This window comes from Sphingomonas sp. Leaf30, from assembly GCF_001422525.1.
Lineage (GTDB): Bacteria > Pseudomonadota > Alphaproteobacteria > Sphingomonadales > Sphingomonadaceae > Sphingomonas > Sphingomonas aerolata.
The window spans coordinates 110,898-137,423 of sequence record NZ_LMKZ01000002.1; the positions used below are offsets into that span (position 1 = coordinate 110,898).

The 26,526-nt window shown below is 67.2% G+C and carries 19 protein-coding genes; 6 read left to right on the top strand and 13 right to left on the bottom strand.

Annotated features, from left to right (window positions below):
• Nucleotides 1–40 precede the first annotated feature (40 nt).
• Genes addA through ASE89_RS07380 form a run of 6 tightly spaced genes read right to left on the bottom strand, consistent with a single transcriptional unit; the run spans nt 41 to nt 10,961 of the window.
• Complete coding sequence (gene addA, locus ASE89_RS07355; protein ID WP_056675635.1) at nt 41–3,469, bottom strand: double-strand break repair helicase AddA; 3,429 nt, start codon at nt 3,467–3,469, stop codon at nt 41–43.
• Complete coding sequence (addB, locus tag ASE89_RS07360) at nt 3,456–6,398, bottom strand: double-strand break repair protein AddB (RefSeq protein ID WP_056675636.1); 2,943 nt, start codon at nt 6,396–6,398, stop codon at nt 3,456–3,458. Before addB ends, addA begins: the two co-directional genes overlap by 14 nt.
• Entirely contained in the window at nt 6,391–7,146 is a 756-nt protein-coding gene (locus tag ASE89_RS07365) for a nucleotidyltransferase family protein (protein WP_056675639.1), read from the bottom strand. The genes addB and ASE89_RS07365 overlap by 8 nt, the downstream gene beginning before the upstream one ends.
• Complete coding sequence (locus ASE89_RS07370) at nt 7,143–8,111, bottom strand: aminoglycoside phosphotransferase family protein (RefSeq protein ID WP_168427607.1); 969 nt, start codon at nt 8,109–8,111, stop codon at nt 7,143–7,145. The genes ASE89_RS07365 and ASE89_RS07370 overlap by 4 nt, the downstream gene beginning before the upstream one ends.
• On the bottom strand, nt 8,108–8,557 hold the full coding sequence (gene tsaE, locus ASE89_RS07375; RefSeq protein ID WP_056675641.1) for a tRNA (adenosine(37)-N6)-threonylcarbamoyltransferase complex ATPase subunit type 1 TsaE: 450 nt from the start codon (nt 8,555–8,557) through the stop codon (nt 8,108–8,110). The genes ASE89_RS07370 and tsaE overlap by 4 nt, the downstream gene beginning before the upstream one ends.
• 43 nt (nt 8,558–8,600) lie before the next feature.
• Nucleotides 8,601–10,961, bottom strand: a complete 2,361-nt coding sequence (locus tag ASE89_RS07380; RefSeq protein WP_056675642.1) for a PAS domain-containing sensor histidine kinase — start codon at nt 10,959–10,961, stop codon at nt 8,601–8,603.
• A 337-nt stretch (nt 10,962–11,298) separates the two neighbouring features.
• Here ASE89_RS07380 and ASE89_RS07385 point away from each other — a divergent pair, with 337 nt between their 5' ends.
• A complete protein-coding gene (locus ASE89_RS07385; RefSeq protein ID WP_056675644.1) occupies nt 11,299–14,328 on the top strand; it encodes a TonB-dependent receptor plug domain-containing protein in 3,030 nt (1,009 codons plus the stop codon).
• Between the two features lie 138 nt (nt 14,329–14,466).
• Here ASE89_RS07385 and ASE89_RS07390 read toward each other — a convergent pair whose 3' ends face one another.
• The 4 genes from ASE89_RS07390 to hisI are packed head-to-tail and all read right to left on the bottom strand — an operon-like array spanning nt 14,467 to nt 17,620.
• Nucleotides 14,467–16,269 (bottom strand): acyl-CoA dehydrogenase C-terminal domain-containing protein, encoded by a 1,803-nt coding sequence (locus ASE89_RS07390; protein WP_056675645.1) that lies wholly within the window; start codon nt 16,267–16,269, stop codon nt 14,467–14,469.
• A 3-nt stretch (nt 16,270–16,272) separates the two neighbouring features.
• Nucleotides 16,273–16,725, bottom strand: a complete 453-nt coding sequence (locus tag ASE89_RS07395; RefSeq protein ID WP_031396539.1) for a MerR family transcriptional regulator — start codon at nt 16,723–16,725, stop codon at nt 16,273–16,275.
• A gap of 32 nt (nt 16,726–16,757) precedes the next feature.
• On the bottom strand, nt 16,758–17,261 hold the full coding sequence (locus tag ASE89_RS07400; RefSeq protein ID WP_236701660.1) for a hypothetical protein: 504 nt from the start codon (nt 17,259–17,261) through the stop codon (nt 16,758–16,760).
• On the bottom strand, nt 17,258–17,620 hold the full coding sequence (hisI, locus tag ASE89_RS07405; protein WP_031396541.1) for a phosphoribosyl-AMP cyclohydrolase: 363 nt from the start codon (nt 17,618–17,620) through the stop codon (nt 17,258–17,260). Before hisI ends, ASE89_RS07400 begins: the two co-directional genes overlap by 4 nt.
• A gap of 133 nt (nt 17,621–17,753) precedes the next feature.
• Here hisI and purF point away from each other — a divergent pair, with 133 nt between their 5' ends.
• Both purF and ASE89_RS07415 read left to right on the top strand, forming a co-directional pair.
• Nucleotides 17,754–19,211: an amidophosphoribosyltransferase gene (purF, locus tag ASE89_RS07410; RefSeq protein ID WP_037527979.1), complete on the top strand. Its 1,458-nt coding sequence runs from the start codon at nt 17,754–17,756 to the stop codon at nt 19,209–19,211.
• A 17-nt stretch (nt 19,212–19,228) separates the two neighbouring features.
• Nucleotides 19,229–19,939, top strand: coding sequence for an SDR family NAD(P)-dependent oxidoreductase (locus tag ASE89_RS07415; RefSeq protein WP_056675647.1), 711 nt, complete (start codon nt 19,229–19,231; stop codon nt 19,937–19,939).
• Nucleotides 19,940–19,964: 25 nt separating this feature from the next.
• Here ASE89_RS07415 and ASE89_RS07420 read toward each other — a convergent pair whose 3' ends face one another.
• Genes ASE89_RS07420 through ASE89_RS07430 form a run of 3 tightly spaced genes read right to left on the bottom strand, consistent with a single transcriptional unit; the run spans nt 19,965 to nt 23,573 of the window.
• The gene (locus tag ASE89_RS07420) at nt 19,965–21,212 is read right to left on the bottom strand and encodes an SAM-dependent methyltransferase (protein ID WP_082451322.1); all 1,248 of its coding nucleotides are present in this window, start codon (nt 21,210–21,212) and stop codon (nt 19,965–19,967) included.
• A 57-nt stretch (nt 21,213–21,269) separates the two neighbouring features.
• A complete protein-coding gene (locus tag ASE89_RS07425; protein WP_056675648.1) occupies nt 21,270–22,634 on the bottom strand; it encodes a cryptochrome/photolyase family protein in 1,365 nt (454 codons plus the stop codon).
• A 9-nt stretch (nt 22,635–22,643) separates the two neighbouring features.
• Entirely contained in the window at nt 22,644–23,573 is a 930-nt protein-coding gene (locus ASE89_RS07430; RefSeq protein ID WP_056676374.1) for a histone deacetylase family protein, read from the bottom strand.
• Between the two features lie 215 nt (nt 23,574–23,788).
• On the opposite strand from ASE89_RS07430, the gene ASE89_RS07435 reads away from it, so the two are divergent.
• From ASE89_RS07435 to ASE89_RS07445, 3 genes are all read left to right on the top strand, one after another.
• Entirely contained in the window at nt 23,789–24,283 is a 495-nt protein-coding gene (locus ASE89_RS07435) for an RNA pyrophosphohydrolase (RefSeq protein WP_056676377.1), read from the top strand.
• A 122-nt stretch (nt 24,284–24,405) separates the two neighbouring features.
• On the top strand, nt 24,406–25,281 hold the full coding sequence (locus tag ASE89_RS07440; protein ID WP_236701661.1) for a DUF481 domain-containing protein: 876 nt from the start codon (nt 24,406–24,408) through the stop codon (nt 25,279–25,281).
• Nucleotides 25,282–25,319: 38 nt separating this feature from the next.
• Nucleotides 25,320–26,525, top strand: a complete 1,206-nt coding sequence (locus tag ASE89_RS07445; RefSeq protein WP_056675650.1) for a hydrolase — start codon at nt 25,320–25,322, stop codon at nt 26,523–26,525.
• Nucleotide 26,526: the final 1 nt, after the last annotated feature.

The window sequence follows — 26,526 nt, forward strand, 5'->3', positions numbered from 1 at the left end:
AATCTAGGGTCCGGCTGCACGCGTCTCAACCGTCGACAGCCTAGCTTTGCTCCGTCATCGCATAGCGCGGCTTGTGCCTGTCGAGCATATCGGCCGATATCCCGATCAATTGGGGTGCCGCGGTGTAGAGCAACGCCGCATCGATCGTCCGCCCCGGAAAGATCACCCGCAACGCCGCCGCATAGGCCGCCATCTGTTTGAGATGATAGTCCGGCACCTCGTCGAGTCCGCACGGCGCACGCCGCCCGGTCTTGAAATCGATCACCCGGATGGTCTCCGCGCCGATCAGCAGCCGGTCGACCGTTCCCGATACCACGATGCCGTCCGCCAACGTCGCCGCGATCGGCGCTTCGGCAAGCGAGTCGATACCGAACAGGTCAGCGAAGCGCGGATCCTCGATCACGCCGATCGCGCTCGCTGCGATTTCCGCACGCGCGGCGGGATCGAGGACACCGCCGGCCTGGCCGAGCCAGCGATCCGCCGCCGCCGCCCGCGAACCGCCGTCGACAGCGGGAAGGCGCTCGAGCAGCTTGTGGATCAACGCGCCGCGTTCGGCCGCAAGCCGCATCTCCGGGGTCGGCGGCGGGTCGGACACCGCATCTTCGCCGAGCGCAGACGGCGACAGCGGGCGCGACGGTCGTGACTCCTTCGGTGCCGCGTGCCGGGCCCAGTCGGGTAGCGTCCGGGAAGGCACGACAACGTCGTTCGCCGCGGGCTTGACCGGTACCGGAAGCTCCGTCCCGTCGCCGACGAAGACCCGCTCGCCCTCGGCATCCGCCACGCCCAACGCCGTCAGTGCACGATCCGCGGTGCCATACCAGCTCGTCACCGGCGCAACGCCCTGCGCCCGCGTACCGAGCGCACCCGCGATGACCAGACGTTCCTCGGCGCGGGTCGCCGCGACATAGAAGAGCCGCCAATGCTCCTCCAGTTCGCGCCGCTCGGCTGCCGTCACCACGGCATCAAGGGGGCCACCCCGCTCGCTGCTGCGCGGGCGGAACACCGGCAACGGGGCGACCATATCCTCGGGAGTCCATTTCAGGATCGATCGCGGTGCGGCGGCGGGGTCGGCGGTCGCATCGGCAAGGATCACCAGCGGTGCCTGCAGGCCCTTGGCGCCGTGTGCGGTCATCACGCGCACCGCATCAAGCGGCGCCGACGGATCACGGACGATGTCGACATCGCCGCGATCGAACCAGTCGAGAAAGCGCTGCAGCGACGGTGTCGTATTGCTCTCGAACGTCAGTGCTGCGTTGAGCAGTTCCTCGATCGGATCGCGCGCTTCGGTCCCCAGCCGCAGGATCAGCTTGCGCCGTCCGTCGAGTGGCCCGGACAGGAGCTCCTCCAGAAACTGATATGGCGTTGCGATGTCCGCACGTGCGAGCATCGCGAGCAGCGGCGCGAGGCGCTCGGCGGACTGCGTCCGCTGAAGATGCCGCCACAACGGCCCGGCCTCGCGCGGCGCCGCCGCCATCAGTTCGTCCTGCGTCCAGCCGATCAGCGGCGAGACGAGCAGCGATGCCAGGCTCAGATCGTCTTCCGGCTGCAACACGAAGCGGATCGTCGCGAGCAGGTCCTGCACGGCGAGCGGCGCGTTCAGACGCAGCCGATCGACGCCCGCGACGGGCACGCCCTCGGCATAGAGCCGCGCGACGATCAGCGACGCGAGATCGCCGCGCCGCTTCACGAGGATCATCACATCCTCAGGGCGGAGCCGTCGCCCCTTGCTCTCGAGCATCATCCCATCGGGGGCGAGCCAGCGCCGGACCGCCTTGGCGATATCACCCGCGAGCTTGCGGACCGCATCGTCGACCCAGCCCTCCTCGTCGTCCTCGCTTCCCCCTGCGATGACCGGTGACCATAGCGTCACGCTGCCCGGGCCCTTGACCTCGCTCGCATGGACCTCGAGCTCGCCGATCGCGCCAAGGCCGGGCTCGCCCGCCGCGGCTACCGCGGCGTCGACGAACGTGAGGATCGGCCGGGTCGATCGGAAGGAGTGGGTCAGCGACAGCCGCTCAAGCGGCAGGCCCCGCTCCGCCTCCGGCCATTCGTCGTCGCCCGCAACCTCGCGCGCACGCCGCCCGAAATGCAGCTCTGCGGCGGCGAAGTTGAACGGGTCGGTTCCTTGGAAGCCGAAGATCGCCTGCTTCCAGTCGCCGACCGTGAACAGCGTGCGCGTCGACGGCGCATAGATGCCGCGCCCGACGAAGAATTCGTCGGCGAGCGCGCGGACGATCCGCCACTGGTCGGCATTGGTGTCCTGCGCCTCGTCGATCAGGACATGCTCGGTCGCCTGATCGAGCTTGTATCGGACCCATTCGCCAATGCCGGGCTGGTCGAGCAAGGCAACGGTGGTCGCGATCAGATCGTCGAAATCGACCCCGCCGACGCGCCGTTTCGCGAGTGCATAAGCACGCGCATAGTCGCGCCCGACCTCCAGCCCATCGGCGAGAAGATCGGCATAGGCCACGCGCTGGATCATCGACGCGATATCCGCACAGGCCGCGCCGACATCCTGTGCCAGGATCTCATAGTCAGGTTCGAGATCGATCAGCTTCTTCTGCGCCTTGCGCGGCTCCCCCTTGGCCGTCAGCACGACGCCTGCGAGGTCGGGAAGCATAGCCGCACGGTCCGGCGACGCGAGCCACGCCTCAACCGTGGCCGCCTGCTTCAGGCCGGTCGCGGTTCCCCACGCCCGGTTGGCCGCGCCGATCCGCGTGATGGCATCGATATCCAGCGCTTCGCACCAGTCCGCGACCGCCTCGTCGATATCGCCGGCGGGCAGCTCGAGCGTCCGGCGCAACCAGGGCCGGATACCCGACGGCAACGCCTCGAGCGCGGGCAGCGCGCGGGCGCAGGCCATGAGGAACCCCTCCGCACCGCCCTCCCCCATCCGCAGCGACAAGCGGCCGACGATCTCGACGGGACGCTCCCGCCCCTCACGCTCGGCGTCCGCAAGCATCCCCGCCAGCGCCTCGCGCGCAAGCCCGGCTTCCTCGCGTGCCTCCAGAGGGCGAAAACCCGGGGTCAGCCCGGCTTCGACCGGAAACGCCGCCAGGAGGCCCTGGCAGAAGCCGTGGATCGTCTGGATCCGCAACCCGCCCCCCGGGGCGTCGAGCACCTTGGCGAACAGCGTCCGCGCACGATCCTGCAACGCCTGGTCCGGGACCTCCCCCAGGGCGATCAGATCGGCACCCAGCGCGGGACCGGGCATCCGCACCCATGCGGCAAGACGCCCGTTGATCCGCTGCGCCATTTCGGCGGCACCCGCCTTGGTGAAGGTCAGGCACAGGATCGCGCCCGGATCGACACCGCGGAGCAACAGCCTGAAGACGCGCGCCGCCAGAACCTGGGTCTTGCCGGTTCCCGCCGATGCTGACAGCCAGACATGAGCGCGGGGGTCACTCGCCGCCGCCTGCGCGCCCTTGAGACGGGGCAATGTGCGGAGCTCGCCGCTATTCACGGCCATACCATTCGTCGCGGCGCATCAGCTGGTCATACTCGGCATAGGGGGCGTATTCCGGCACGAGCTTGGCTGTGAAGGCGGCGCTGCCGGTGAGCCAGTTGCCCGCGACCTCGGTGAAGTTGTGTGCCGCCGTCGCGGTGAAATCCGCGGTCGGGATCTTATCGCGTTTGCCTTCGGGGTCGACCGGACTCTCGACATAGCCAAACGCATCGCGCTTCTTGCCAAGCGACCAATATTCGAACGCACCCGCCTTGCCCGCGACATCGGCAAAGCCGCCGCGCTCCGCGATCAGGCCCAGCAGACCCAGCTGAAGACTATAGCCGGCGCGCACCGCGGTCGCCGAGGGTGGCTTGCCGGTCTTGTAGTCGATGATCGCCAGTTCCCCGCCCGGCAGCCGGTCGACACGGTCGTACCGTCCCCGCAGCGTTACCCCCGCAATCGCGATTTCGCCCTTGCCTTCAGCGCTGGCGACGACCCGGCCATCGACGGCCTGCGCCGCGATCGTGCCCGCGATCCAGTCGATCGCCTCGAGCAGCCGCGGCTGCCAGAGCGCACGCATCATCGGGTGCGTCCGCTCGTCGCGCAGCATCGCCTCGGCCCGCGGCCGCAATGCATCGATCGCGCAGGCGTCGTGCTTCCACCAATGCTCGAGAATGTCGTGGACCGCGGTGCCACGCCACGCCGCGCTGGGATCCGCATCGACCGGGTCGAGCGGCATCAGACCGAGCACCCTGCGCGCGTAGAAGGCATAGGGGTCGGCCTTCAACCGGTCGACCTCGGTCACCGAAATCAGCCTTGGCCGCAGCGCGGCGATCGGTGACGGTGCCGGACGGTCGGAGGGCCGGTGCGCCCGCGGATCGTCGAGATCGCGTGTCCACGCCTCGAGCGCCTCGGCGCGCTCGAACCTGTCCCCCGCAAGTGCCTGCAACCGCAGCCAAAGTCGCGACGCCAACGCCGGCGACTTAGCGTCGCGGCGCGCACGTGTGACGATCGCCCGCGGCGCGCCGAGCGCCTGAGCGAAATCATGCGCCGACGTCCCTACCTGCCGCTCGAGGCCCGGCAGCCCTAGCTCGGCGCGTATCCGCGGCGCGAGCCACGGATCTGGCGCGGGACGACCCGGCCACATCCCCTCGTTCAGTCCGCCCAGGACCATCAGGTCGGCGGTCTGCAATCGCGCCTCGAGCAGTCCGTAGATCGCCAGACGCGGATGCGCGCCCTGCAATGGCCGCACCGCAACCTCGTCGAGCAAGGTCCGCAAGAGCTGCGCAAGTTCGCCCGGATCGACAAGCGGTGGGCCGGCATCGGCTTCGATTTCGAGATCGGCAAGGCATTGCGCCGCGGCACGCCCGGCGGGGCCGGCCCAGAGTTCATCGCCGCACAGCGCCGCGGCCGTCTCGCGAACGATTGCCAGCAACGGGCCGAGCGGCTGGGCGCCGCGTTCGAAAACCGTGGCGATCGGCGTGAGCAGCGCTTGCGCCTCCGGCCACCAGCGCTTCGCCGTTCCGGCGCGCAGATGCGCATCGACAGCATCGAGCCCCGCGGCGGGCCGCGGTCCACGCAACGCGCGATCGAGCGCGCGAACGCCGTCGAGCCACGACAGCCGGGTATCGCCACTGCGGACCAGCGGATGCTTCAGCAACGCCAGCAAGGCGAGCGGTGCGAAACGCTGTGCCGCAGCCTCGACCAGCGCGAGGATGAGGGTCCCGGGCGGGAGGATCGACAAGGGCCGGCCCGCGCTGTCGTCGATCAGGATCTGCCAGCGCCCGAGATGCGCCGCGACACGCCGCGCCAGTGCGCGATCGGGCGTGACGAGCGCCGCTGTCCGTCCCGGCTCCTCCAATACGCCGCGCAGGGCCAGTGCGATCGCCTGCGCCTCCTCGGCGGGGGTTGCCAGTTCGGCGACCGTCACCCCCTTCAGGCGGCGATCCTCCGCGCCCAGCCGAGTCCACTTTCCGGTGAAGTCGGCGGGGGCCAGTGCATTGGCGATCGCGCGGCTTCGCGTCGTGTCGGCGTCATGGCCACCGCCCTCGCGCCAGGTCGCGACCTCGGCGCGCCCGACGCCCATGCGCTCGAGCAGGAGCTTCAGATGGAATTGCGGATGCGTTTCGATCGACCGCCGCGTCAGCCCGGTATCCGGGTTTCGCGGGTGGGGGCCCAGCGCATCCCACTCCTCGTCGGGCAGGTGCAGATCGAGATCCGCGAATACCACCATTCCGCCGGGCAGGTCCGCGACGCAGCGCAGCGCGCGCGCGACCGACGGCGCGGAGTCGGTGACGCCCGCGGCGCAGACCAGCCCGGCCGGCGGCGTCGCACGCCATCGCGTGACCAATCTGTCGAGCAGCGCGGCGCGCCGCGTCGCCGCGTCGATCCGCCCCAGGCGGGCCAGTTCGCCCGGCCATCGCTGCAACACGACGTCGAACGTCGACAATGCGCGCTGCCAGTGTTCTGTCAGTTCGGGACTCAGTTCGATCTCGTGCAGGAGCGTCGGCGCAACCTCCTCGACGAGCAGCTGGTCGAGCGTCTTGGCGAGTTCGCCGGCAAGTCGGACCGCCTCGGCGGCATCGATTGGATGCCCCCCACGCCGGCGTTCTTCCGACACCAGCCGCGCAAGAATCATCCGCCGCTGATAGGGCGGCACTGCTGGCAGCGGCGGATCGGCATCGTCCGCCGGATCGAGCGCGGCGCCGACCGCTTCGCCCAGCCCCGTGTCGCCCAGCGCGATCATCCGCGGCAGAACCAGCCCCCCGCCGCTCGCCCGCACGAACGCATCGGTCACGGCCCGGATCGCGCGGTTGTTGGGCAACAGGATCAGCGCGCGGGCGAGCGCCAGCGGATCCTGCCCTGCCCGCCGGAGCAACCCCGCGACCAGCGCATCGGCAAAGGCGCGATGGGCGGGGATGGTGTAGAGGGTCGGCCCCGTCCGTTCAGCCACCGGCCAGGATCGCCTCGGTCTTCGGAATTGCGCCGGGCGTGCCAACGTCGAACCACAGGCCCTGGTGGACCTGGCCAAATGCCCGGCCCGCACCGATCGCACGGTCCCAGAACAGGTTCGTCGAAAACGGTCCCTCGGGCCAATCCGCGATGACGCGCGGGTGGAGGATCTGAATGCCCGTGAAGGCGAAGGGTGCGACCCGCCCCGGCTTGCGTCGTCCGGTGATCCGCCCGTCCGCTGCGAGATGGAAGTCGCCCGGACCGCCATGATTGTGCGCGCGGGCGAGCGGCACCATCAGCAGCAGCGCATCCATCGTCGCATCGTCCCAGCGCGACGCGAGCAGCCGGATCGCGTCGACCGGTCCGTCGATCCAGAGATTGTCGCTGTTGACCACCAGAACCGGTGCATCGCCGAGCAGGGTACGTGCCTGAACCAGCCCGCCGCCCGTCTCCATCAACCGGCGACGCTCGTCCGAAATCACGACCTCGATATCGGGGTAACGATCGGTGACATGCGCCTGCAACGTATCGGCAAGATAGTGAACATTGACCACCGCGCGCGCGATCCCGGCACGCTGCAGCCGATCGAAGACATGGTCGATCAGCGCCTTGCCGGCCACTTCGACCAGCGGCTTGGGGCGCGTCGCGGTCAACGGGCGCATCCGCTTGCCGAGCCCGGCCGCCATCACCATCGCCGTCTCGGGCACCGTCCCGCGCGGGATCGGACGGATCATGCGCTGGCCGCTCATGCCGCCAACGCCAGCGGGTCGCCGCGCCGAGCGGCCGGCACATTGGCATCGAACCAGGCCGCGACCGGCGCCATCACTGGCTGGGCCAGGTCACGCTCGAGATACGTCCAGACCCGGGGACACAAGGTCGGGTACCGCGGCTTGCCGTCGCGCTTCCACAGCCGCGTGAAAATGCCGAGGATCTTGGCGTTCCGCTGCGCGCCAAGCACGTGATAGGCGTCGAGGAAATCGTCACCGACGCCCGTCGCTTTACGGTAGCGCGCGAGCATCGCTGCCTCGACCACAGGATCGACGTCGCGGCGGGCGTCCTGCAACAGCGACACGAGGTCATAGGCCGGGTGCCCGGCGAGCGCGTCCTGGAAATCGAGCAGGCCGAGCGCTCCGTCCGGCGCGAGCAGCATCAGGTTCTCCGCATGATAATCGCGCAGGACGGTGACGGGGTCGGTCGCGATCCCGTGATCGAACACGGCGTCCCATGCCGCATCCCAGCCCGCCCGGTCCGGGACGATCCCGATGGCCGGGCAATACCAGTCGACGAAGAGCGCGGCCTCGCGCGCGAGCACGGCACGGTCGTAGGCTGCGAATGGTCCGGCCGGGTGCGCGTGAAGACGCCCGAGCAGGTCGATCGCGGGCGCATAGAGCGCCATGCCCTCGTCGGACGATGCGTCGATCGCCTCGCGCAACCGATCATCGCCAAAATCCTCGATCAGCACGAGCCCCTGCGTCAGGTCGCTCGCGAGGATCGCGGGTGCGCGGAACGTCCGTTCGACCAGCCACTGCGCGACCGCGATGAACGGGCGCGGGTCTTCATGCGGCGGCGGCGCGTCCATCAGGATCGCGTGGCGTGTCCCGGCGACGACGCGGAAATAGCGACGGAACGACGCGTCGCCCGCTACAGGCAGGAGCGTCGCCCCCGCCCAGCCCTGCGCGTCGAGAAATGCGGCGGCGCCCGCCGGCGGTGTCATATCGGCCATCGCCGCGTCCAACCCTCCGGCACTCCGGCTGTCAAGCCGCGCGTGCCGTCCGGTTCGATCGTGAGGTCGAGCCGAAGCGCGTCCGGCCAATAGTCTGGCCCCGCACGCTCTGGCCATTCGACGATCAGAACGGAATCATAGCGAGCGTCGTCAAGCGCAAGCTCGACGATCTCGTCCGGATCGTCGATCCGGTACAGGTCGATGTGGAGCACGGGCAGACGCACCTCGGGGGGTGTATAGGGCTGGACGATCGCGAAACTCGGCGATGGCGCTTCGCCGACCAGACCGAGCGCCGCCAGCAGCCCGCGCGCCAGGCTCGTCTTCCCCGCGCCGAGCGTCCCCGTCAGCGCAATCACGTCACCCGCCTTGACGTGCGCTGCCAGTTTCGCGCCGAACGCCTCGGTCGCGGCGGGATCCTCTAACCGCAGCACGGTCATGCGACCGAACCCGGGCAGCGTGCGTGTCTCTTCAAGGTGATGATCATCTCCGCGGCAGTTCGACCGTGATCAGCGTACCGTTTCCAGGTTCGGATACGAGATCGATCGTGCCATTATGCGCCTCGACGAACTGCTTCGCGAGCGGCAGGCCGAGCCCGAGCGCACGATCGCCGATCGTCTTGGATTCGGCGAACCGGTCAAACGCATGCGCGACACCTTCCGCGCTCATCCCCGCGCCGTCATCCGACACGACGATCCGCGCATGCGTCGCGTTGCCGTCGGCGTGCAGGAGGATCCTTCCCCCCTCGGGCGTACCGGCCACCGCGTGACGCAGCAGATGCTCGACGATCTCACGCAGTCGCTTGGGATCGCCGCAGATGCGCCCGGTCGAGCGCCCGATCTCGATCGCGAAGTCGAGCTTGCGGCGCCGCGCGGTAGCCTGGATCGAGCCTGCCGCAGCTCGGGCGACCACCGCCAGCTCGACATCGGTGCGTACCATCTCGGTGCTCTCGCTCTCGGTCCGGGTCAGGTCGAGCACGTCGTCGACCAGCAGCCCGAGCCGCTCGACCGATTCGAGAATGGCCTCGAGATACCCCCCGGCCTGTTCGCTCATCGGCCCGGCATAGCCACCGTGCAGCATCTCGGCGAAACCACTGATCGACGTCAGCGGCGTCTTGAGCTCATAGCTCATGTTCGCGACGAACGCCGTCTTCACCTTGTCCGCCGCCTCGAGCGCGTTCGCGCGTTCGCGCAAGGCCTGCTCCGCACGCCGGCTGTCGGTGATGTCGAGCATCGTGAACAGCGCGTTGCCGTCGGGCAGCGGGACACCTGCAAACTCAAAATGCCGGCCGTCGGCAAAGGCGACGCGGCCCCCGCGCTGCTGCCGTCCGGCGGTCGCCGATCGCACCAGATCGGGGATCAGCGCCGACCGGTTGGGCGTCATCAACTTGCCCGCGGCCGCATCCGCAAAGACGTCGACACGCGGATGGCCGGCAAGGAATTCCTCCTCGAGGCCCCACAGCACCCTGAACCGGTTGTTCCACAATTGCAGCCGGCCGTCGGCGGCGAACACGCCGAGCGCTTCGAACAGATTGTCGAAGGTGGCGGTACGGACGCGGAGCAGCGTGTCGCGCGCGCTGGCGAGCTGAACATGCTCGGTGCGATCCTCGAAGATCAGTAACAGCCCGCCATCGGGTAAGGGCTGGGCGACGACGCGCAAATGCGTACCGCCGCGCAGGTGCCAGATCTCCTCGCTCGCGCCGCCGTTCGGCATGGTCCCGGTCTGCATGAACCATGCGCGACGTTCGGCCTTCCATGCCGGAAAGTCGCGGACCTCGGGGAGCCGATCCGCTTCGCGCATCCGTTCGAGCACGCGGTCGAATTCGGGACGGTCGGCGAGCCACTCCGCCCGCATCGCGAACATCCGCCGGAACGGCTGGTTGCAGAAGACCAGGCCGCGGTCGCCACCGAACTGCGCGACCCCCGCCGACAGTCGGTCGAGCATCGCCCGCTGCGCCTCGGCGAAACGCTTGGCGCCCGAGCGCGCCTGCTCGAGATCCTCGATGTCGATTGCAAAGCCCGCCACCCCGCCGGTCGGGAGCGGCACGTCGTAGATCTGAAGCGAACGGCGGGCACCATCGATCGTCGCGGGCAGGACCTGCTGGTGCGGCCGCCCCTGCTCGCGCGCAGCGGCGGCACCCGCCAGCGGCCCGCCGCGCCCCGATCCCTCGACGAGTTCGAGGCCGCGCGCGACCACGTCCTGCGCATCCTGGCCCTCGACCGCCGCGACATAGGCGGAATTGACCATCGACAGCCTGAGATCGCGCGCCCGGTACCACATCGGCAGCGGCGCGGCTTCGATCAGCCCGGTCAGCGCGTCATAGGCGGCACCAAGCCGCGCCGTCTCGGTGCCGAGGCGCTTGATCTCGGATTCGCTGTCCGTTGCATCGAACGCCCAGATCAGGATGCTGCCAGTTGCCCCCATCGCACCGGGCGCGCGCGCGCCGCGTAACGTGATGGCCCGCGTCGAACCGACGGGGCGGACGGCACGGACGAAGGGCCGGCCCGAACGCTGTGCAGCGGTCACATCGGCAGTCAGCGCGGCAGCATCCTCGGGTGAGAGCCCGGATTCTTCACCCGCCAGATCCATCAGATAGCGTGGCGCCGGAATACCCAGCCAGTCCGCCATGCGCTGCGGCATCTCCACTCGTCCATCCGAGCGGACGACCGTCGCGACGGCCGGCGACCCATCGAGCAACGCGCGCATCGTCGCATTCTCGGCGAGGGTCGTCGCGACACCGGCGCGCGCGCGCAATCCCAGGAACAGCAGCAGCCCGCCGAGCCCGAGCAGCAGCAGCGTCGCAACGCCGGCCAGAACGGTCGCCCATGTTCCGGGGACCGTCATGTCCCGGAGACACTCTTCGCAACGGGATCGGGAAACACGGTAACCGCCATGGCTCCGTCTACGCCAACAGCGCCCCTCGGGGGAAGACGGCGATCGGGAAATCGCATGCGGCTGATCGGGTGCCTCACCTGCACGCTTGGCGGCTCCGGCGCGTCAGCCCGAGGCGCTGGAAACCCAATCCCTCCAGACTGTTGCAAGGATGAAACACATTGTAAAAAAACGATCCGATTCGTCTCAATCGGGTGGATCGGGCCGCGCCGCGCGGCCTAACGGCGGCGCATCGACGAAGGTCAGCGGCTTTGCCCCTTCGTCGGAATGTTTCAGTCGAGAGTATTAAATGACCCCAGCCTATCGTCGCAGCCTGCTCGCCACGAGCCTCCTCGTTGCGGTTTCCACGCTCCCCGCTGCCGCACAAACCGCGCCCGCGACGCCTGCGGCCACGCCCGAGGCAGCCGCTCAAGCAGAGGCTTTGGAGCCGGCAACCCCGACCCAGACCGCGACGGACCAGAACCCGCAGGGTGCTGCAGAAGCGCCGGCAGGCGAGATCGTCGTGACCGGCTCGCGCATCGCATCGCCGTCGGCCACCGCCGCCTCGCCGCTCCAGAGCGTCGGCATCGAACAGATCCAGCAGGCCGGTGCGATCAACGTGCAGGACGTCCTGCTCCAGAATCCGGCCTTCGGCACGCCGGGCGTCAGCCGCACCAACTCGAGCTTCGCGACGCAGGGCGCGGGCGTAGCGACGGTCAATCTGCGCAACCTCGGCGACGACCGCACGCTGGTCCTCGTCAACGGCCGCCGCTTCGTCGCGGGCCTTCCGGGCAGCAGCGCGGTCGATCTCAACGTGATTCCGACGCAGTTCCTCGAGCGCGTCGACGTCCTGACCGGCGGCGCGTCCGCGGTCTATGGCTCGGACGCCGTCGCGGGCGTCGTCAACATGATCTACAAGACGAAGTTCGAGGGCATCCAGCTCGACGGCCAGATGGGCATTTCGCAATATGGCGATGGCGCCGATCGCCAGGTCAACGCGCTGGTCGGTAAAAACTTTGCCGACGGCCGCGGCAACATTATGCTGTTCGGCGGCTATTCTAAGCAGGGCACCGTCCTGAAGAAGGATCGTTCGACCGAGGCCGGTTCGAGCGCGGTGGACTCGAGCAGCCTCGGCTTGACCACCGGCAACGATGCCGACCTGTTTACGCGTAGCACGCTGCTGTCGGGCTTTGCGCCACAGGGACGCTATGTCACGGGTACCGGCGACAACCGTCGCGGCTTCAGCTACAACCCCGATGGTTCACTCTTCGAATGTTCAAGCGCCGCGTGCCCCGACGCGCCTGGGTTTAATCGCTCGGACTTCCGCTATCTTGCGGTGCCGGTTGAGCGTTACACCGCTGCGGGTCGTGCGAACTTCGAGGTTTCGCCCGCGCTCAACCTGTTCGTCGAGGGCAACTACGCCAAGACGAAGGTCAAGACGGTCATCGAGGCATTCCCGCTGAGCTCCGACCTCGTCGATATTCCCAATGACGGCCAGATCGCGATCGAGAGCATCGTTGGTGGTGTTCAGTACCGCAATCCGTTCGTGCCGGATGCGATCTTCAACGCTGCCACCGACACGAATGGCGATGGTCTTCGCGACATCAGCTTCGATCGTCGCCTCAACGACTTCGGTCCGCGCACGAGCTCGTCGAGCCGAGAGCTGTTCCGGTTTGCGGGCGGCGCCAACGGCAAGTTCCTCGAGGACCGCTTCAACTACGAGGTTTATGGCATCTACGGCCAGACGGTCGAGAACCAGACCGGCAACGGCCAGTATAACAGCCTGAACTTCACCCAGGCGCTCAATGCGTATCGCGATCCGACGAGTGGCCAGATCGTCTGCGCCGATCCCGCCGCACGCGCAGCCGGCTGCATTCCTGCGAACATCTACGGTGCGGGCGCACTCACACCAGCCGCCTCGTACCTCGCGGTGCCGACGACGTTGTCGACGAAGGTCACGCAGACGGTTGGCGGCGCGAACGTCTCGGGCAAGCTGTTCTCGCTGTTCGGCGCGGATCCGATCGGCGTCAGCATCGGCACCGAATATCGTCGCGAGACGAGCAGCAACGTGTTCGATCTTCTCACGCAGCAGGGCCTGAATGGTAACAACGCACTGCCGTCCACGCGCGGCAGCTTCGACCTGATCGAAGGTTTCGCCGAGACGATCGTGCCGTTGCTCCAGGATCGCCCGTTCTTCCATTCGCTGTCGGTGCGCGGTGCGATCCGCGTGTCGAACTACTCGACGATCGGAACGACCTACAGCTATAACTACGGCGGCGAGTGGGCGCCGATCGAGGACGTCCGCTTCCGCGTGATGCAGGCACGCTCGGTTCGCGCCCCCAACATTAACGAGCTGTTCCAGCCGAACCAGCAGGACTTCCCGAACGGTCTGGTCGACCCCTGCGCAGGCGTGACCGCGGCCGCGACCGGCACGCTCGCCGTCAACTGCCGCGCAGCCCCCGGTGTTGCCGCAAACATCGCACAGAACGGTCAGTTCACGATCGGGCAGGCGGATCGTCAGGGCATCACCAGCTTCGCCGGCGGCAATCCTGACCTGCAGGAAGAGAAGGGTGACTCGTTCACCGCCGGTGTTGTCGTCAACCCCCGGTCGATCGATGCGCTGCGCAATCTGGTCGTGACGGTCGATTACTTCAACATCCGGATCAAGGGTGCGATCACCACGACGCCGCTGCAGTTCATCCTCAACCAGTGCTACAACGCGGAAAACTCGGACTTCTGCAATCTGGTGGTGCGCCGCGCTGCCGCGCAGGGTGCGAACAGCGCCGGTTCGCTCGACGAGGTCAACAGCAGCCCGCTCAACAGCGGCGGCATCAAGACGTCGGGTATCGACACGACCGTCGCCTATCGCCAGAATCTCGAGAGCCTCGGCCTTGGCGGGACGCTCGGCATGAAGGTGTCCTACACACACCTGATCAGCGGGTTCACGGTGCCGCTGCCGGGTTCGGAGCGCGACTATTTCGCCGGCGAAATCGGCGCATCGCGGGATCGCTTCACGACGAACGCGTCATACGACATCGACGGCGTCGGACTGACGATGACGGGCACATGGATCAGCCAGGCAAGCCTCGACGACCAGCTGACGGGCGCCCGCCCGGGCAGCAACCCCGACTACCGCGTGAAGCCGCAATTCTACCTCGACTCGCAGCTCCGCTTCCAGGCCGGCGAAGGCTTCGAATTCTATGTCGGCGGGTCCAACCTGCTCAACAACAAGCCGCCATACCTCGCCGATATCGGCGCGTCGGCCGGCCAGGATACCGATGCGGGCACCTATGATCCGCTCGGCCGCCGCTATTACGCCGGTGTCCGCGTCAGCTTCTGACCGGACCACCATCGATAGAGCGACAGGGGAGCCGGCAACGGCTCCCCTTTTTTTGTTCGAGCGACATGGACAAAAAAAGGGCGCGGGCCGCGGGAAGATATCCCGACGCCCGCGCCTTTCACGCCTTGAGGATGGCGATCACGCCGCCATGAACATCTCCGGCGGCAGCGCCATCAGCGACTCCGCACCGCCCTCGATCTTGCGACGCAGCGCGCCCGCGTCGGGCAGGATCCGCTCGGCATAGAAGCGCGCGGTGATCAGCTTGGCGTCGAGGAACGCCGTCTCGCCCTCACCGGCCGCCTTTAGCTTGGTGGCGGCGACCGCCATCCGCAGCCACATCGCGCCGACTGCAACGATCCCCATCAGATGCATGTAGCTGACCGCACCGGCGCCGACATTCTCGGGGTTCTTCATGCCGTTCGCCATGAACCACATCGTCGCCGCCTGAAGCTGGCCGTTCGCCTTTTCCAGCGCCTCGGCAAAGCCCGCGGTGGCTGCGTCGCCCTTCGCGGCAGCGACGTCGTCCGCGACCAGCTTGAAGAACGCCTGGATCCCGCGACCACCGTTTTGCGCCAGCTTGCGGCCGACCAGATCCATCGCCTGCACGCCGTTGGTGCCCTCGTAGATCATCGCGATCCGCGCATCGCGGACATATTGCTCCATGCCCCATTCGGCGATGTAGCCATGACCGCCATAGACCTGCTGCGCGTTGGTCGCGATCTCATAGCCCTTGTCGGTGCCATAGCCCTTGATCACGGGGGTCAGCAGGCTGATCATGTCGCCCGCCAGCTGACGCTCTTCCTCGGTCGTGGCGTTATGCTCGAGATCGCCCTGCAGCGCGGTCCACAGGATCAGCGCGCGCAACCCCTCGGTCATCGCCTTGCCTTCCATCAGCATGCGTCGAACGTCGGGATGGACGAACAGCGAGTCGGCCTTCTCCTGCGGCTCCTTCGGCCCGGTCAGCGCGCGGCCCTGGCGACGGTCCTGCGCATATTGCACCGCATTCTGGTACGCGACCTCGGCCACACCCAGCCCCTGAAGGCCGACGCCCAGACGCGCCGCGTTCATCATGATGAACATCGCGGCGAGGCCCTTCATCTCCTCGCCGACGAGCCAGCCGGTCGCCGAGTCATAGTTCATCACGCAGGTCGAGTTGGCGTGGATCCCCATCTTGTGCTCGATCGACCCGCAGGTGACGCCGTTGCGATCGCCGAGCGAACCGTCTTCGTTGACGAGGAACTTCGGCACCACGAACAGCGAAATGCCCTTCGAGCTGTCGGGCGCGCCCGGCGTCTTGGCGAGGACGAGGTGGATGATGTTCTCGGTCAGGTCATGCTCGCCGCTCGAAATGAAGATCTTCGTACCGGTGATCGCATAGGACCCGTCCGCCTGCGGCTCGGCCTTGGTGCGGATCAGGCCCAGATCGGTGCCGCACTGCGGCTCGGTCAGGTTCATTGTCCCGCCCCATTCGCCCGACACCATCTTCGGCACGTACATCGCCTTCTGCTCGTCCGATCCCTTGGCGACCAGCGCGGCGATCGCGCCATGCGTCAGGCCGGGGTACATCGCGAACGCCATGTTCGACGAGATCATGTATTCCTGGAACGCGGTCGAGACGACGTGCGGCATCCCCTGCCCGCCATATTCGGGCTGGTTGCCAAGCGTCGCCCAGCCGCTCTCGACATATTGCTTGTACGCCTCCTTGAAACCGTCGGGCGTCGTGACCGAGCCGTCCTCGTGGCGGGTGCAGCCCTGCTGATCACCCGACAGGTTGAGCGGGAACAGCACCTCGGCGACGAACTTGCCGCCCTCTTCCAGCACGGCGTCGACGACGTCGGGGGACGCCGCGTCGAAGCCCGGCAGGTTGCTGTAGCGGTCGAGGCCGACGACCTGTTCGAGGACGAAGCGCGTGTCGCGGACGGGGGGCGTATATTGGGGCATGGTCTATCCTTGCTGGTCGTTGGCGCGGCCGACTTCGAGAAGGGCCACGAAATTGGTGAGTTCGTCGATGGCGGCGTCGATATCCCGCTTCTGCGCGGTCAGGAGTGCGATCCGCGACTGGCTGCGCTCGATCACGACCTGACGCTGCGCACGACGCCCGTCGCCAACGTCGTAAAGGTCGATCATCTCGCGGATCTCGCCAAGGCTGAAGCCGACACGCTTGCCGCGCAGGATCCATGCGAGCCGTGCACGGTCACGGTGCGAGTAGATACGCTGCGTGCCGCGGCGCTCGGGCGCGATCAGCCCTTCGTCTTCGTAGAAGCGAAGCGCGCGTGCGGTCACGTCAAACTCGCTCGACAGATCCGATATCGTGAAATGGTCGCGATCGTGCCGCGGTTCGATCACCGCATAGGATTCGGGAGATGCCCGTTCTGCCGGGGATGCTCTGGTCGCCATGCCGGAACATTTAGCTCTCGTTTACGTCAACGTCAATCTCGGCAGAGAAATTTGCCCGCCTTCGAGCGGAGCGTGGCCGCCTCGGACCGCGACTCGCTCAACCGATCGACCGTCACCGCGGCAAGCGAGGCACGTCCCGCACACAGCGCTTCGCACGCTTCGGGCATGTCGGCGGGGAACGTGATGCGATCCCCGTCGAACCGCGCATCGAATGCGCATTTGCCGAACGTCATCTGCAGCCGCTCGCCGGAGCGCTCGACTGTCCCCGATGCAGCGCAGCTCTGAGCTTCGCCATAATCGACGCTGACGCCGATCCGGCTGACCCGCTCGGTCCCAATGATGCAGATCCGGTCGGTATCGCGCGCCCAGGAGCCCTGAAGCGCGGCACCGGGATCACCAACGATACCCGCGCTCCGCGCCGCCGCCTCGAGCCGCGAACCGGGCGTGCTCTCGGTATTGGTGATGCTCGTCGACGCACCGTCGCATCCGGCCAGCAGCCACAGCAGGAGCATGAGCTCGCCACGCCTGTGGCTCATTCGGCGGTCACCAGGCCATCACCCTCTATACGCCGGAAAAAACAGGTACGTTCGCCGGTGTGACAGGCCGGCCCCGCGGCATCGGCGATCACCCATATCGCGTCCTGGTCGCAGTCGATCCGGAGTTCGGCGACGCGCAGCACATTGCCCGACGTCTCCCCCTTGCGCCACAAGGCCTGCCGGCTCCGCGACCAGAAATGCGCCTCTCCGGTCGCCTGGGTCTGCGCCAGCGCGTCGGCATTCATGTGCGCCACCATCAAGACATCGCCCGACACGCGGTCGGTGACGACCGCCGTCAGCAGGCCGGAGGAGTCGAACTTCGGATCGAGCGTCAGGCCCGTGTCGCGGCTGTGTGTCATGCCCGGGGACATACCAGAAAGCGGGCGCGAAGCGACGCAAGAGATCAAACCCATTGCGCAATGTTATTACAAGGAGGCGACAAACGCGTGAACCGCGACTATAGGGCATGCTCCGCACGACGTGAGACCCGGCATGCTGACCACAAACCCTTATGATGACGACAAACTCCGTGAAGAATGCGGGGTGTTTGGCGTCTCGGCCACCGACGGCGCGGCGGCGCTTGTCGCCCTGGGCCTCCATGCGTTGCAGCATCGCGGCCAGGAAGCCGCCGGCATAACGACGTTCGACGGGGCGCATTTCCATACGCACCGCGCAATGGGCCATGTCGCCGGGAACTTCGATCGCGACGACGTGATTCGCGCGCTGCCGGGCACGGTCGCCTGCGGGCATGTCCGCTATTCGACGACCGGCGAGACCGCACTCCGCAACGTGCAGCCGCTGTACGCCGAGCTGTCGACGGGTGGTTTCGCGATCGCGCACAACGGCAATATCTCGAACGCTATGCGGCTGCGTCGTGAACTCGTCCGTCGCGGTTCGATCTTCCAGTCGACCAGCGATACCGAGACGATCATCCATCTCGTCGCAACCTCGAACTATCGCACGCTGCTCGATCGCTTCATCGATGCGCTAAAGCAGGTCGAGGGTGCCTATTCGCTCATCGTGATGACGCCCGAGGGCATGATCGCCTGCCGCGATCCGCTGGGCATCCGGCCGCTGGTCATGGGCAAGCTTGGCGACGCGGTGATCTTTGCGTCCGAAACGGTCGCGCTCGACGTCGTTGGCGCAACCTTCGTCCGCGCGGTCGAGCCGGGTGAGCTCGTGATCGTCCAGGGGTCCGAAATCCGCTCGATCCGCCCGTTCGCGCCGATGGCGGCGCGGCCGTGCATCTTCGAATGGGTCTATTTCTCGCGCCCCGACTCGATCGTCGACGATCATTCGGTCTATTCGGTGCGGAAAGCGATCGGGGCGCAGCTCGCGATCGAATCGCCGGTCGATGCCGATCTCGTCATCCCGGTCCCCGATTCGGGCACCCCCGCGGCGATCGGCTATGCGCAGCAATCGGGGATTCCGTTCGAGCTCGGGATCATCCGTTCGCATTATGTCGGTCGCACCTTCATCTCGCCGGGCGACAAGGTCCGCCATCTCGGCGTGAAGCTGAAGCACAATGCCAACCGTGCGCTGATCAAGGGCAAGCGCGTCATTCTCGTCGACGATTCGATCGTCCGCGGGACGACCTCGCTCAAGATCGTCCAGATGATGCGCGAGGCGGGCGCGGCCGAAGTCCATATGCGCATCGCCAGCCCGCCGACCCGCCACTCCTGCTTCTACGGAGTCGACACGCCGGAGCGCGCCAAGCTGCTCGCAGCCAAGCTCGATCTGGGCGGCATGACCGGCTTCATCCACGCCGACAGCCTCAACTTCATCTCGATCGACGGGCTGTACAAGGCGCTCGGTGAGGCGAAGCGCGCGGATATTCGTCCGAAATATTGCGATGCCTGCTTCACCGGCGATTACCCGACCACGCTGACCGATCATGACGAGGGCGCCGAAGTCGATCAGTTCGCGATGCTCGCCGAACGCGTCATCTGACAAGTCCTGGAGCTAGAATGACCGACAAGCCTCTCGAAGGCCGGCTTGCGCTGGTCACCGGCGCAAGCCGCGGCATCGGCGCCGCCACCGCGATCGCGCTCGCTGCAAAGGGCGCGCATGTGGTTCTGACCGCGCGCACGCCGGGCGGCCTCGAAGAGGTCGAGACGGCGATCCATGACGCCGGCGGCTCTGCGACGATTGCGCCGCTTGACCTCGCCGAGAGCGAGGCGATCGGCCGGCTCGCAAGTGCGATCGGGGATCGCTGGGATGCGCTCGACATCCTGGTGCTGAATGCCGGCATGCTGGGGTCGCTGTCGTCGGTCCCGGCGATCGATCCGAAGGAAATGGCGCAGGTCCTGACGCTCAACGTCAGCGCGCAGGCGGCGATGATCGCCGCGTTCGATCCGATGCTGAAAAAGGCGAAGTCGGCGCGCGTGATCGGTGTCACGTCGAGCGTCGGCCGCAAGCCGCGAGCCTATTGGGGGCTCTACGGTGCCTCCAAGGCGGCGTTCGAGACGCTGCTTGGTGCTTATGGGGACGAGATGGCCGAGATCAGCGGCATTCGCACCGCGATCGTCGATCCCGGCGCGACCCGCACCAAGATGCGCGCCCGCGCCTATCCCGGCGAGGATCCGAACTCGGTCAAGGATCCGCAGGTCGTCGCCGACCGCATCGTCGCGCTGGCTGTCGACGGGTTCGAACCCGGGCATTTCGAACGCGTGGCCTAAATCCCTCCCCTTGCGGGGCGGACGATCAGCGTCGCTTCACCAGCGTCACCTGTGCGACGTCGATACCGCCACCGCGGAACCCGCCCTCGCAATACATCAGGTAATAGCGCCATAGCGCGACGAACTTCGCGTCGAGCCGTGCCGGCAGGCGCCCCTGCGCGACAGCGGCGTCGAACGCGGCCCGCCAACGCCGGCATGTCTCTGCATAGTGCAGCCCGAAGCTGCGTGGATCCTCCCATATCAACCCGCGTGCCTCCGCCAGGGCGCGGAACCGCGGCTCGGACAGCAGCATGCCGCCGGGAAACACGTAGCGCTGGATGAAGTCGACGCTTGTCGAATAGGCGTCGAAGATCGCATCGTCGATCGTGATATATTGAAGCGCGGCACGGCCGCCGGGTTTCAACGCCCGTGCGACGGCGTCGAGATAGGCCGGCCAATAGGCCTCACCCACCGCCTCGACCATTTCGATACTGGCCACCGCGTCATAGGTGCCGACGACGTCGCGGTAATCGGTCAGCGAAACGGTCACCCCGGTCAGCCCCGCCTCGGCCATCCGCGCGTCGACCTGTCGCTTCTGCTCGGTCGACAGGGTGAGACCGTGCACGTCGACACCGGCCTGCGCGGCGAGGGCCGCGAAGGACCCCCAGCCGCAGCCGATCTCGAGGATGCGATCGCCAGGCTGCGTACCCGTCCTGTCGAGGATGGCCTGGAGCTTCGTCGTCTGGGCGTGCTCCAGCGGTTCGGCCCCGCTGATCGGCTCGGCGAACAGCGCGCTCGAATAGGTCAGGCTGGGATCGAGCCACGTCTCGTAAAAGTCGTTGCCGAGATCATAATGCGCGGCGATGTTGCGCCGTGATCCCGTGCGGTGATTGCGACGCATCCAGTGCCACGCGCGTGCCGAGAGTCGGGCAACCCCACCCGATCGCGCCGTCCGGCCCAACGATATACGGTTGCGCATGAACAGGTCGAACAGCGGGACCGGATCGGGACTGGACCAGTCGCCCGCGGTCCAGCCTTCATACCAGCCGACCGATCCGGCCGTTGCCAGCCTTACCAATGCCCGCCAGCGATGGACGGTGACGACCGGCATCGGGCCGGGTGCGCGCCCTCCCAGCAAACGGCGGGTGCCGTCAGGCAAGCTCGCCTCGATACCGCCGCTCTCGAGTCCTGCATCGATCCGGTCGAGCAGGCGGTGAAATATCGGCGCGGTCAGGCGTGCGGCACTGGTTGCGCGCCCTGTAGCGGCGTCGTCAAAGGCATGGGCGGCGGTCATCGCGGCGCTCCATGCAACAGCGTCGCCACCTAGGAAAGAGGCGCGTGCCAAAAGGCGTCAGCGCGCGTGCCGCCCGGCCTCCAGCGCGCGCTCGCGTGCCTCGCGGTGACCGATGATCTTGGCCGGATAGTCGCGCGGCCGGCACCCGGACTCGTCCGGGTCGTGGATCGCGTCGCCCGTAACCCCGGCGAGCTCCGGCACCCATTGGCGGATATAGTCGCCCGCATCGAATTTTTCCGATTGCGACAGCGGCGCCATGATCCGGCCGAACATGTTCGAATCAACCCCCGTGCCCGCGGCCCACTGCCAGTTGACCGAGTTGTTGCCGTAGTCGGCGTCGACCAGGCAGTCCCAGAACCATCGTTCGCCCTCGCGCCAGTCGAGCAGCAGATGTTTGACGAGGAAGCTCGCGGTGATCATCCGGACGCGATTGTGCATCCAGCCCGTCGCCCAGAGCTGTCGCATCCCTGCATCGACGATCGGATAGCCCGTCCGGCCGGTCTGCCACGCCTTCAAATCGGACGCCGCCGCCTTGCCGGTGCGCCATGGCAGCGCATCGAACGCGGGCCTTCCGTTGCGGCGGCCGTAATCGGGGAGCGCCAGCACCACGCCTTGCGTGAAATCCCGCCACGCCACCTCCTTGCGGAACGTCGTCACGCCGTCGCCATGCCCTGACACGGCATGCCAGACCTGGCGGGGACTGATCTCGCCGAAATGAAGATGCGGCGACAGCCGGGACGTCCCTTCGGTCGAGGGGATGTTGCGGTCGTGGTCGTAATCGTCGGCGACGTCCGCGAACCGCGCCACCGCCTTCCGCGCTGCATCCTCCCCGGGGCGCCAGTCGGAGAAGCCACCCGACCAGTCGGGCTTGGTCGGCAACAGCTTCCAGCTCTTCAGTGTGTCCGATTCCGGCCACGTCTCCGGCGCGTCGATCTTGCGCGGCATCGCCACCGGTTCCGGCGGCGGCATCATCTGCGACAATGCTTTCCAGAACGACGAATAGACGCGGAACTGCCCGCCTGCTCCGGTCGTCACGCTCTCGACCCGGGCCAATTGGTTGCCGTCGTGGAGGCAGATCGCGTCGCCGAGCGCATCCTCGGCCTTGCGCCACCATGGCTCGTACTGGCGTGTCGCGAACACCCGCTCCGCGCCCGTCTCCGTCATCAGCGACCGCAGCGTCGCAACCGCATCGCCCCGCCGCAGGATGAGGCGGGAGCCCTTCTTGTCGAGCGACTTGGCGAACGCCTCGAGGCTGTGATGGAGCCACCAGCGCTGGGCACCGCCGATCGCCCAGTCGCCGGGCGCGTCGTCATCGAGGATATAGACGGGGATCACCGGCCCTTCCTGCGTAGCGGCGACGAGCGCCGGGTGATCATGCAGGCGAAGGTCCTGGCTAAGCCAGAGAAGTACGGGTGTTGTCATCGCCTGCTGCTACACTTTGGAGGCCGTTGCGGTTCCCTTGGCATCCTCGAATGCCGCACCAAGTGTCATGATCGCAGTGACATGGCGCTCGGCAATGGCGAGCGCGTCGTCGCCATAGCCGCCGCCGACGGTGCTCGCCAGCGGGATGCCACGCGCGATCGCCAGCCGCGCGATCAGGCGTTCGCGTCGTACCAGTCCGTCGAGCGTCAGCGACAGCCGGCCGAGCCGGTCTCCTGCAAAGGGATCCACCCCCGCCTGATACAGGATCAGGTCGGCGCCGAAGGAATCGAGCAACGGGACCAGCGTCTCTTCCAGCGTCGCCAGATACTGGTCATCGTCGACGCCGTCAGGCAGCGGTACGTCGAGCGTCGACTGCGCTTTTCGCACCGGAAAGTTCTTGTCTGCATGGATCGAATAGGTGGCGATTCCCGGCCGGCCCGCGAGCAGCGCGGCGGTGCCATCGCCCTGATGGACGTCGCAATCGACCACCAAGACCCGCTCGACGCTGCCCTCCTCGACCAGCCGGACCGCAGCGACGGCGAGATCGTTGAACACGCAATAGCCCGCGCCCGTATCGGCGAGCGCATGATGACTGCCGCCCGCGGTATTGGCGGCAAAGTCGTGGCGCAGCGCGAGCACCGCGGCGACCCAGGTGCCGTCGGGAACGATCGCGGCGCGGCGGGCAACGGGGGCGCTGACCGGAAAGCCGATCCTGCGTTCCTTCAAGGGCGGCACGCGGGCTTCGAGAACCTCGGCGACATAGTCCGGCTCATGGACCGCCTCGAGCCATTCACGCGGCGTCGCGCGCGGCTCGTGCCAGGCCACCGCGCTGCCATGCGCGCGCAGCAGATCGCGGATGAGCCCGTTCTTGTTCCAGCGATAAGTCGACCGGGCGGGCGCCGGGGTCACATAATCGGGATGGTGGACAACATGGATCATCGCGACCGACCGCACGATTGATCCGCGGCGATCGCCGACGGCGCGGACAAACCCCGCCACTTCACCGAGGTCCGCCTCATCCCCCTGCTCCTATCATACGCCACCACCATGTCCTTCGCTCAACGCGGAGTCCTTTCGGAGGATGCATGATCGCGTGGCGCGGCTCGACCGTCTTCGGGCTTGCGGACGGTCAGGAAACACTCGAATGGGCAGGGATGACCGATCCGACCACCCTGCCCTATCGTCCCTGCGCGGGCATCATGCTGATCAACGGAGCGGGCCGGGTGTTCGTCGGCCGCCGCAGCGACTCGACGCTCGACGCGTGGCAGATGCCGCAGGGCGGGATTGACCCCGGCGAGGACCCGGAGACCGCGGCCCTTCGCGAACTGGGCGAAGAAACCGGCGTCTCACCCGACAAGGTCACGCTGATCGCGCAGGCCCCGGGCGAGTTCGTCTACGATCTTCCCCCCGAACTTCTCGGCAAGGTCTGGAAGGGTCGCTGGCGCGGCCAGCGGCAGCGCTGGTTCCTCTACCGCTTCCACGGCGATGACCGCGATATCGCGATCGACACCGAGCATGCGGAATTCGATGCCTGGCGCTGGATCGACCCCGCCGAGCTCCCGGCAGTGATCGTCCCGTTCAAGAAGCGCCTCTACGAGGAGGTACTTGCCGCCTTCGCGCCACATCTCGGCGCAAGCGGACCGCGCTGAACCGTTCCCAACGCGGCGTGGTGACGCTACGGAACCCTGTGTGCCGATCCAGCCCCTCCTCCTGTCGCGATTTTGACCCGATTATGCGCTGTTTCCGTCTCCCGCTTCTCGCCGGCCTCCTGGTGACGGCATTGGCCCCCGCGCCCGCCATCGCCCAGACCGTGATGATTCCGGAAAATATCCGCGCGATGCTCGATGCCGCACTCGATGCGGGTAACGAGAGCGATGTCTCGACGATCGTCAAATATGCCCGCGCGGCCGACCCGCTCAGCGGCGACGCGGTTCTGGCAATCGCGGAAAAATGGAAGGCCGATCGCGCCGCCCAACGCACACAGGTTATCCGTCAGGCCAGCTTCCTCGACCTCTGGAGTGGCCGGGCGGAAGTCGGCGGCTATCTCACCACCGGTAATTCGGACACGGCCGGCGGTACCGCGGTCGTCGACCTGACCCGCGAGGGCCTGCGCTGGCGACAGAAGTTCCACGTCCAGGCGGATTACCAGGAAAATCAGAATGTCGCCGTGCGAGAGCATTATCTCGCGTCCTACGAACCCAACTACAAGATCGACGACCGCGCCTATATCTATGGCGCAGGGCAGTATGAGGGGGATCGGTTCCTCGGCTATAACAACCGCTATTCGGTCTCGGTCGGCGGCGGGTACAGCGTGCTGAAATCGGCGAGGACCAAGCTCGATCTCGAACTGGGGCCGGCATATCGGAACACCGACTTCACGGACAACACGAACCAGAGCGCGATCGCCGGACGCGGGACGCTGAACTTCAGCTGGCGGATCACCAACGGCCTGTCGGTCACCCAGGTTGCATCCGCCTATGTCCAGCGGTTCAACAGCACGCTCGGTGGAACCACTTCGCTGACCGCGAAACTGATCGGTCCGCTATCGGCTTCGCTGTCCTATGCCGTTCAATATGAAAGCGAACCGCCGGCGGGATCGATGACGACCGACACGACCAGCCGTGCCGCGCTGGTTTACAGCTTCTGACGGTTCCCCCCCGCGCCGCGCGAGGCTAGGGTCGGGGGATGAGAGGACTTTCGGACGACGAAACAGGCGCGGTCGCCAGGCTTGATGCGGCCGCGATGCTGCAGCAGGTGGAGCGCTGGGCCACGGTCAACAGCGGCACGCGCAACCTTGAGGGGCTGGCGACGATGGCAGGGCTGCTCGCCGACGCGTTTTCGTGTCTTCCCGGCGATATCACACTCGTCGAGCCCGAACCGGCCGATAGCGTCGCGACCGATGGCACCGTAAACCCGCTGGACCACGGCCGGCATCTCCATCTTCGCGTTCGCCCGGATGCCGCGATGCGGATGCTGTTCACCGGTCACATGGACACGGTCTATCCGCGCGACCACATGTTCCAGACATTGCGGAATCTGCCGGATGGCACGATCAACGGACCCGGCGTCGCCGACATGAAGGGCGGGCTGGCCGTGATGCTGGCCGCGCTCAAGACGATCGAGGCCAGCCCGCTGGGTCGGCGGATCGGGTATGACGTGGTGATCAACTCGGACGAGGAAACCGGCTCCTTCTCGTCCGCCGCTCTTCTCGCACGCGCGGCGCAGGGAAAGATTGCGGCCCTGACCTACGAGCCGGCGCTTGCTGACGGCACGCTGGCCGGCGCACGCGGTGGCACGGGCAATTTTTCGATCACCGTCCGCGGCCGGAGCGCACACGCCGGCCGCAATCCCGAGGAGGGCCGCAACGCGCTGGTCGCGGCCGCCGACATCGCGGTCCGGCTGTCAAAGGTCCGCAGGCCCGGGCTGTCCGTCAATCCCGCAAGGATCGATGGCGGCGGTCCCAACAACGTCGTTCCCGACGTCGCCGTCCTTCGCATCAACTTCCGCCCGGCGACGCGCGACGACATCACCCAGGCCCGCGCGCATATCGACGCCGTCGTTGCGGCGGTTTCGGCCGAGCATGACGTCCAGATTGCAGTCCATGGCGGGTTCAATCGTCCGCCCAAGCCGATCGATACGGGGGCCGCGGACTTGTTCGCGCTGGTCAAGGCGAGCGGCGCGGACCTTGGCCTGGACATCGCCTGGAAAGCGACCGGGGGCGTGTGCGACGGCAACAACATCGCGGCCGCCGGCGTGCCGGTCGTCGACACCATGGGGGTCCGCGGCGGCGCGATCCATTCACCGGACGAATTCATGGTTCCCGAGAGTCTGACCGAGCGGGCGGCGCTGTCCGCGGTCACCATCCTGCGAATCTGCGAGAACGGCTTATGAG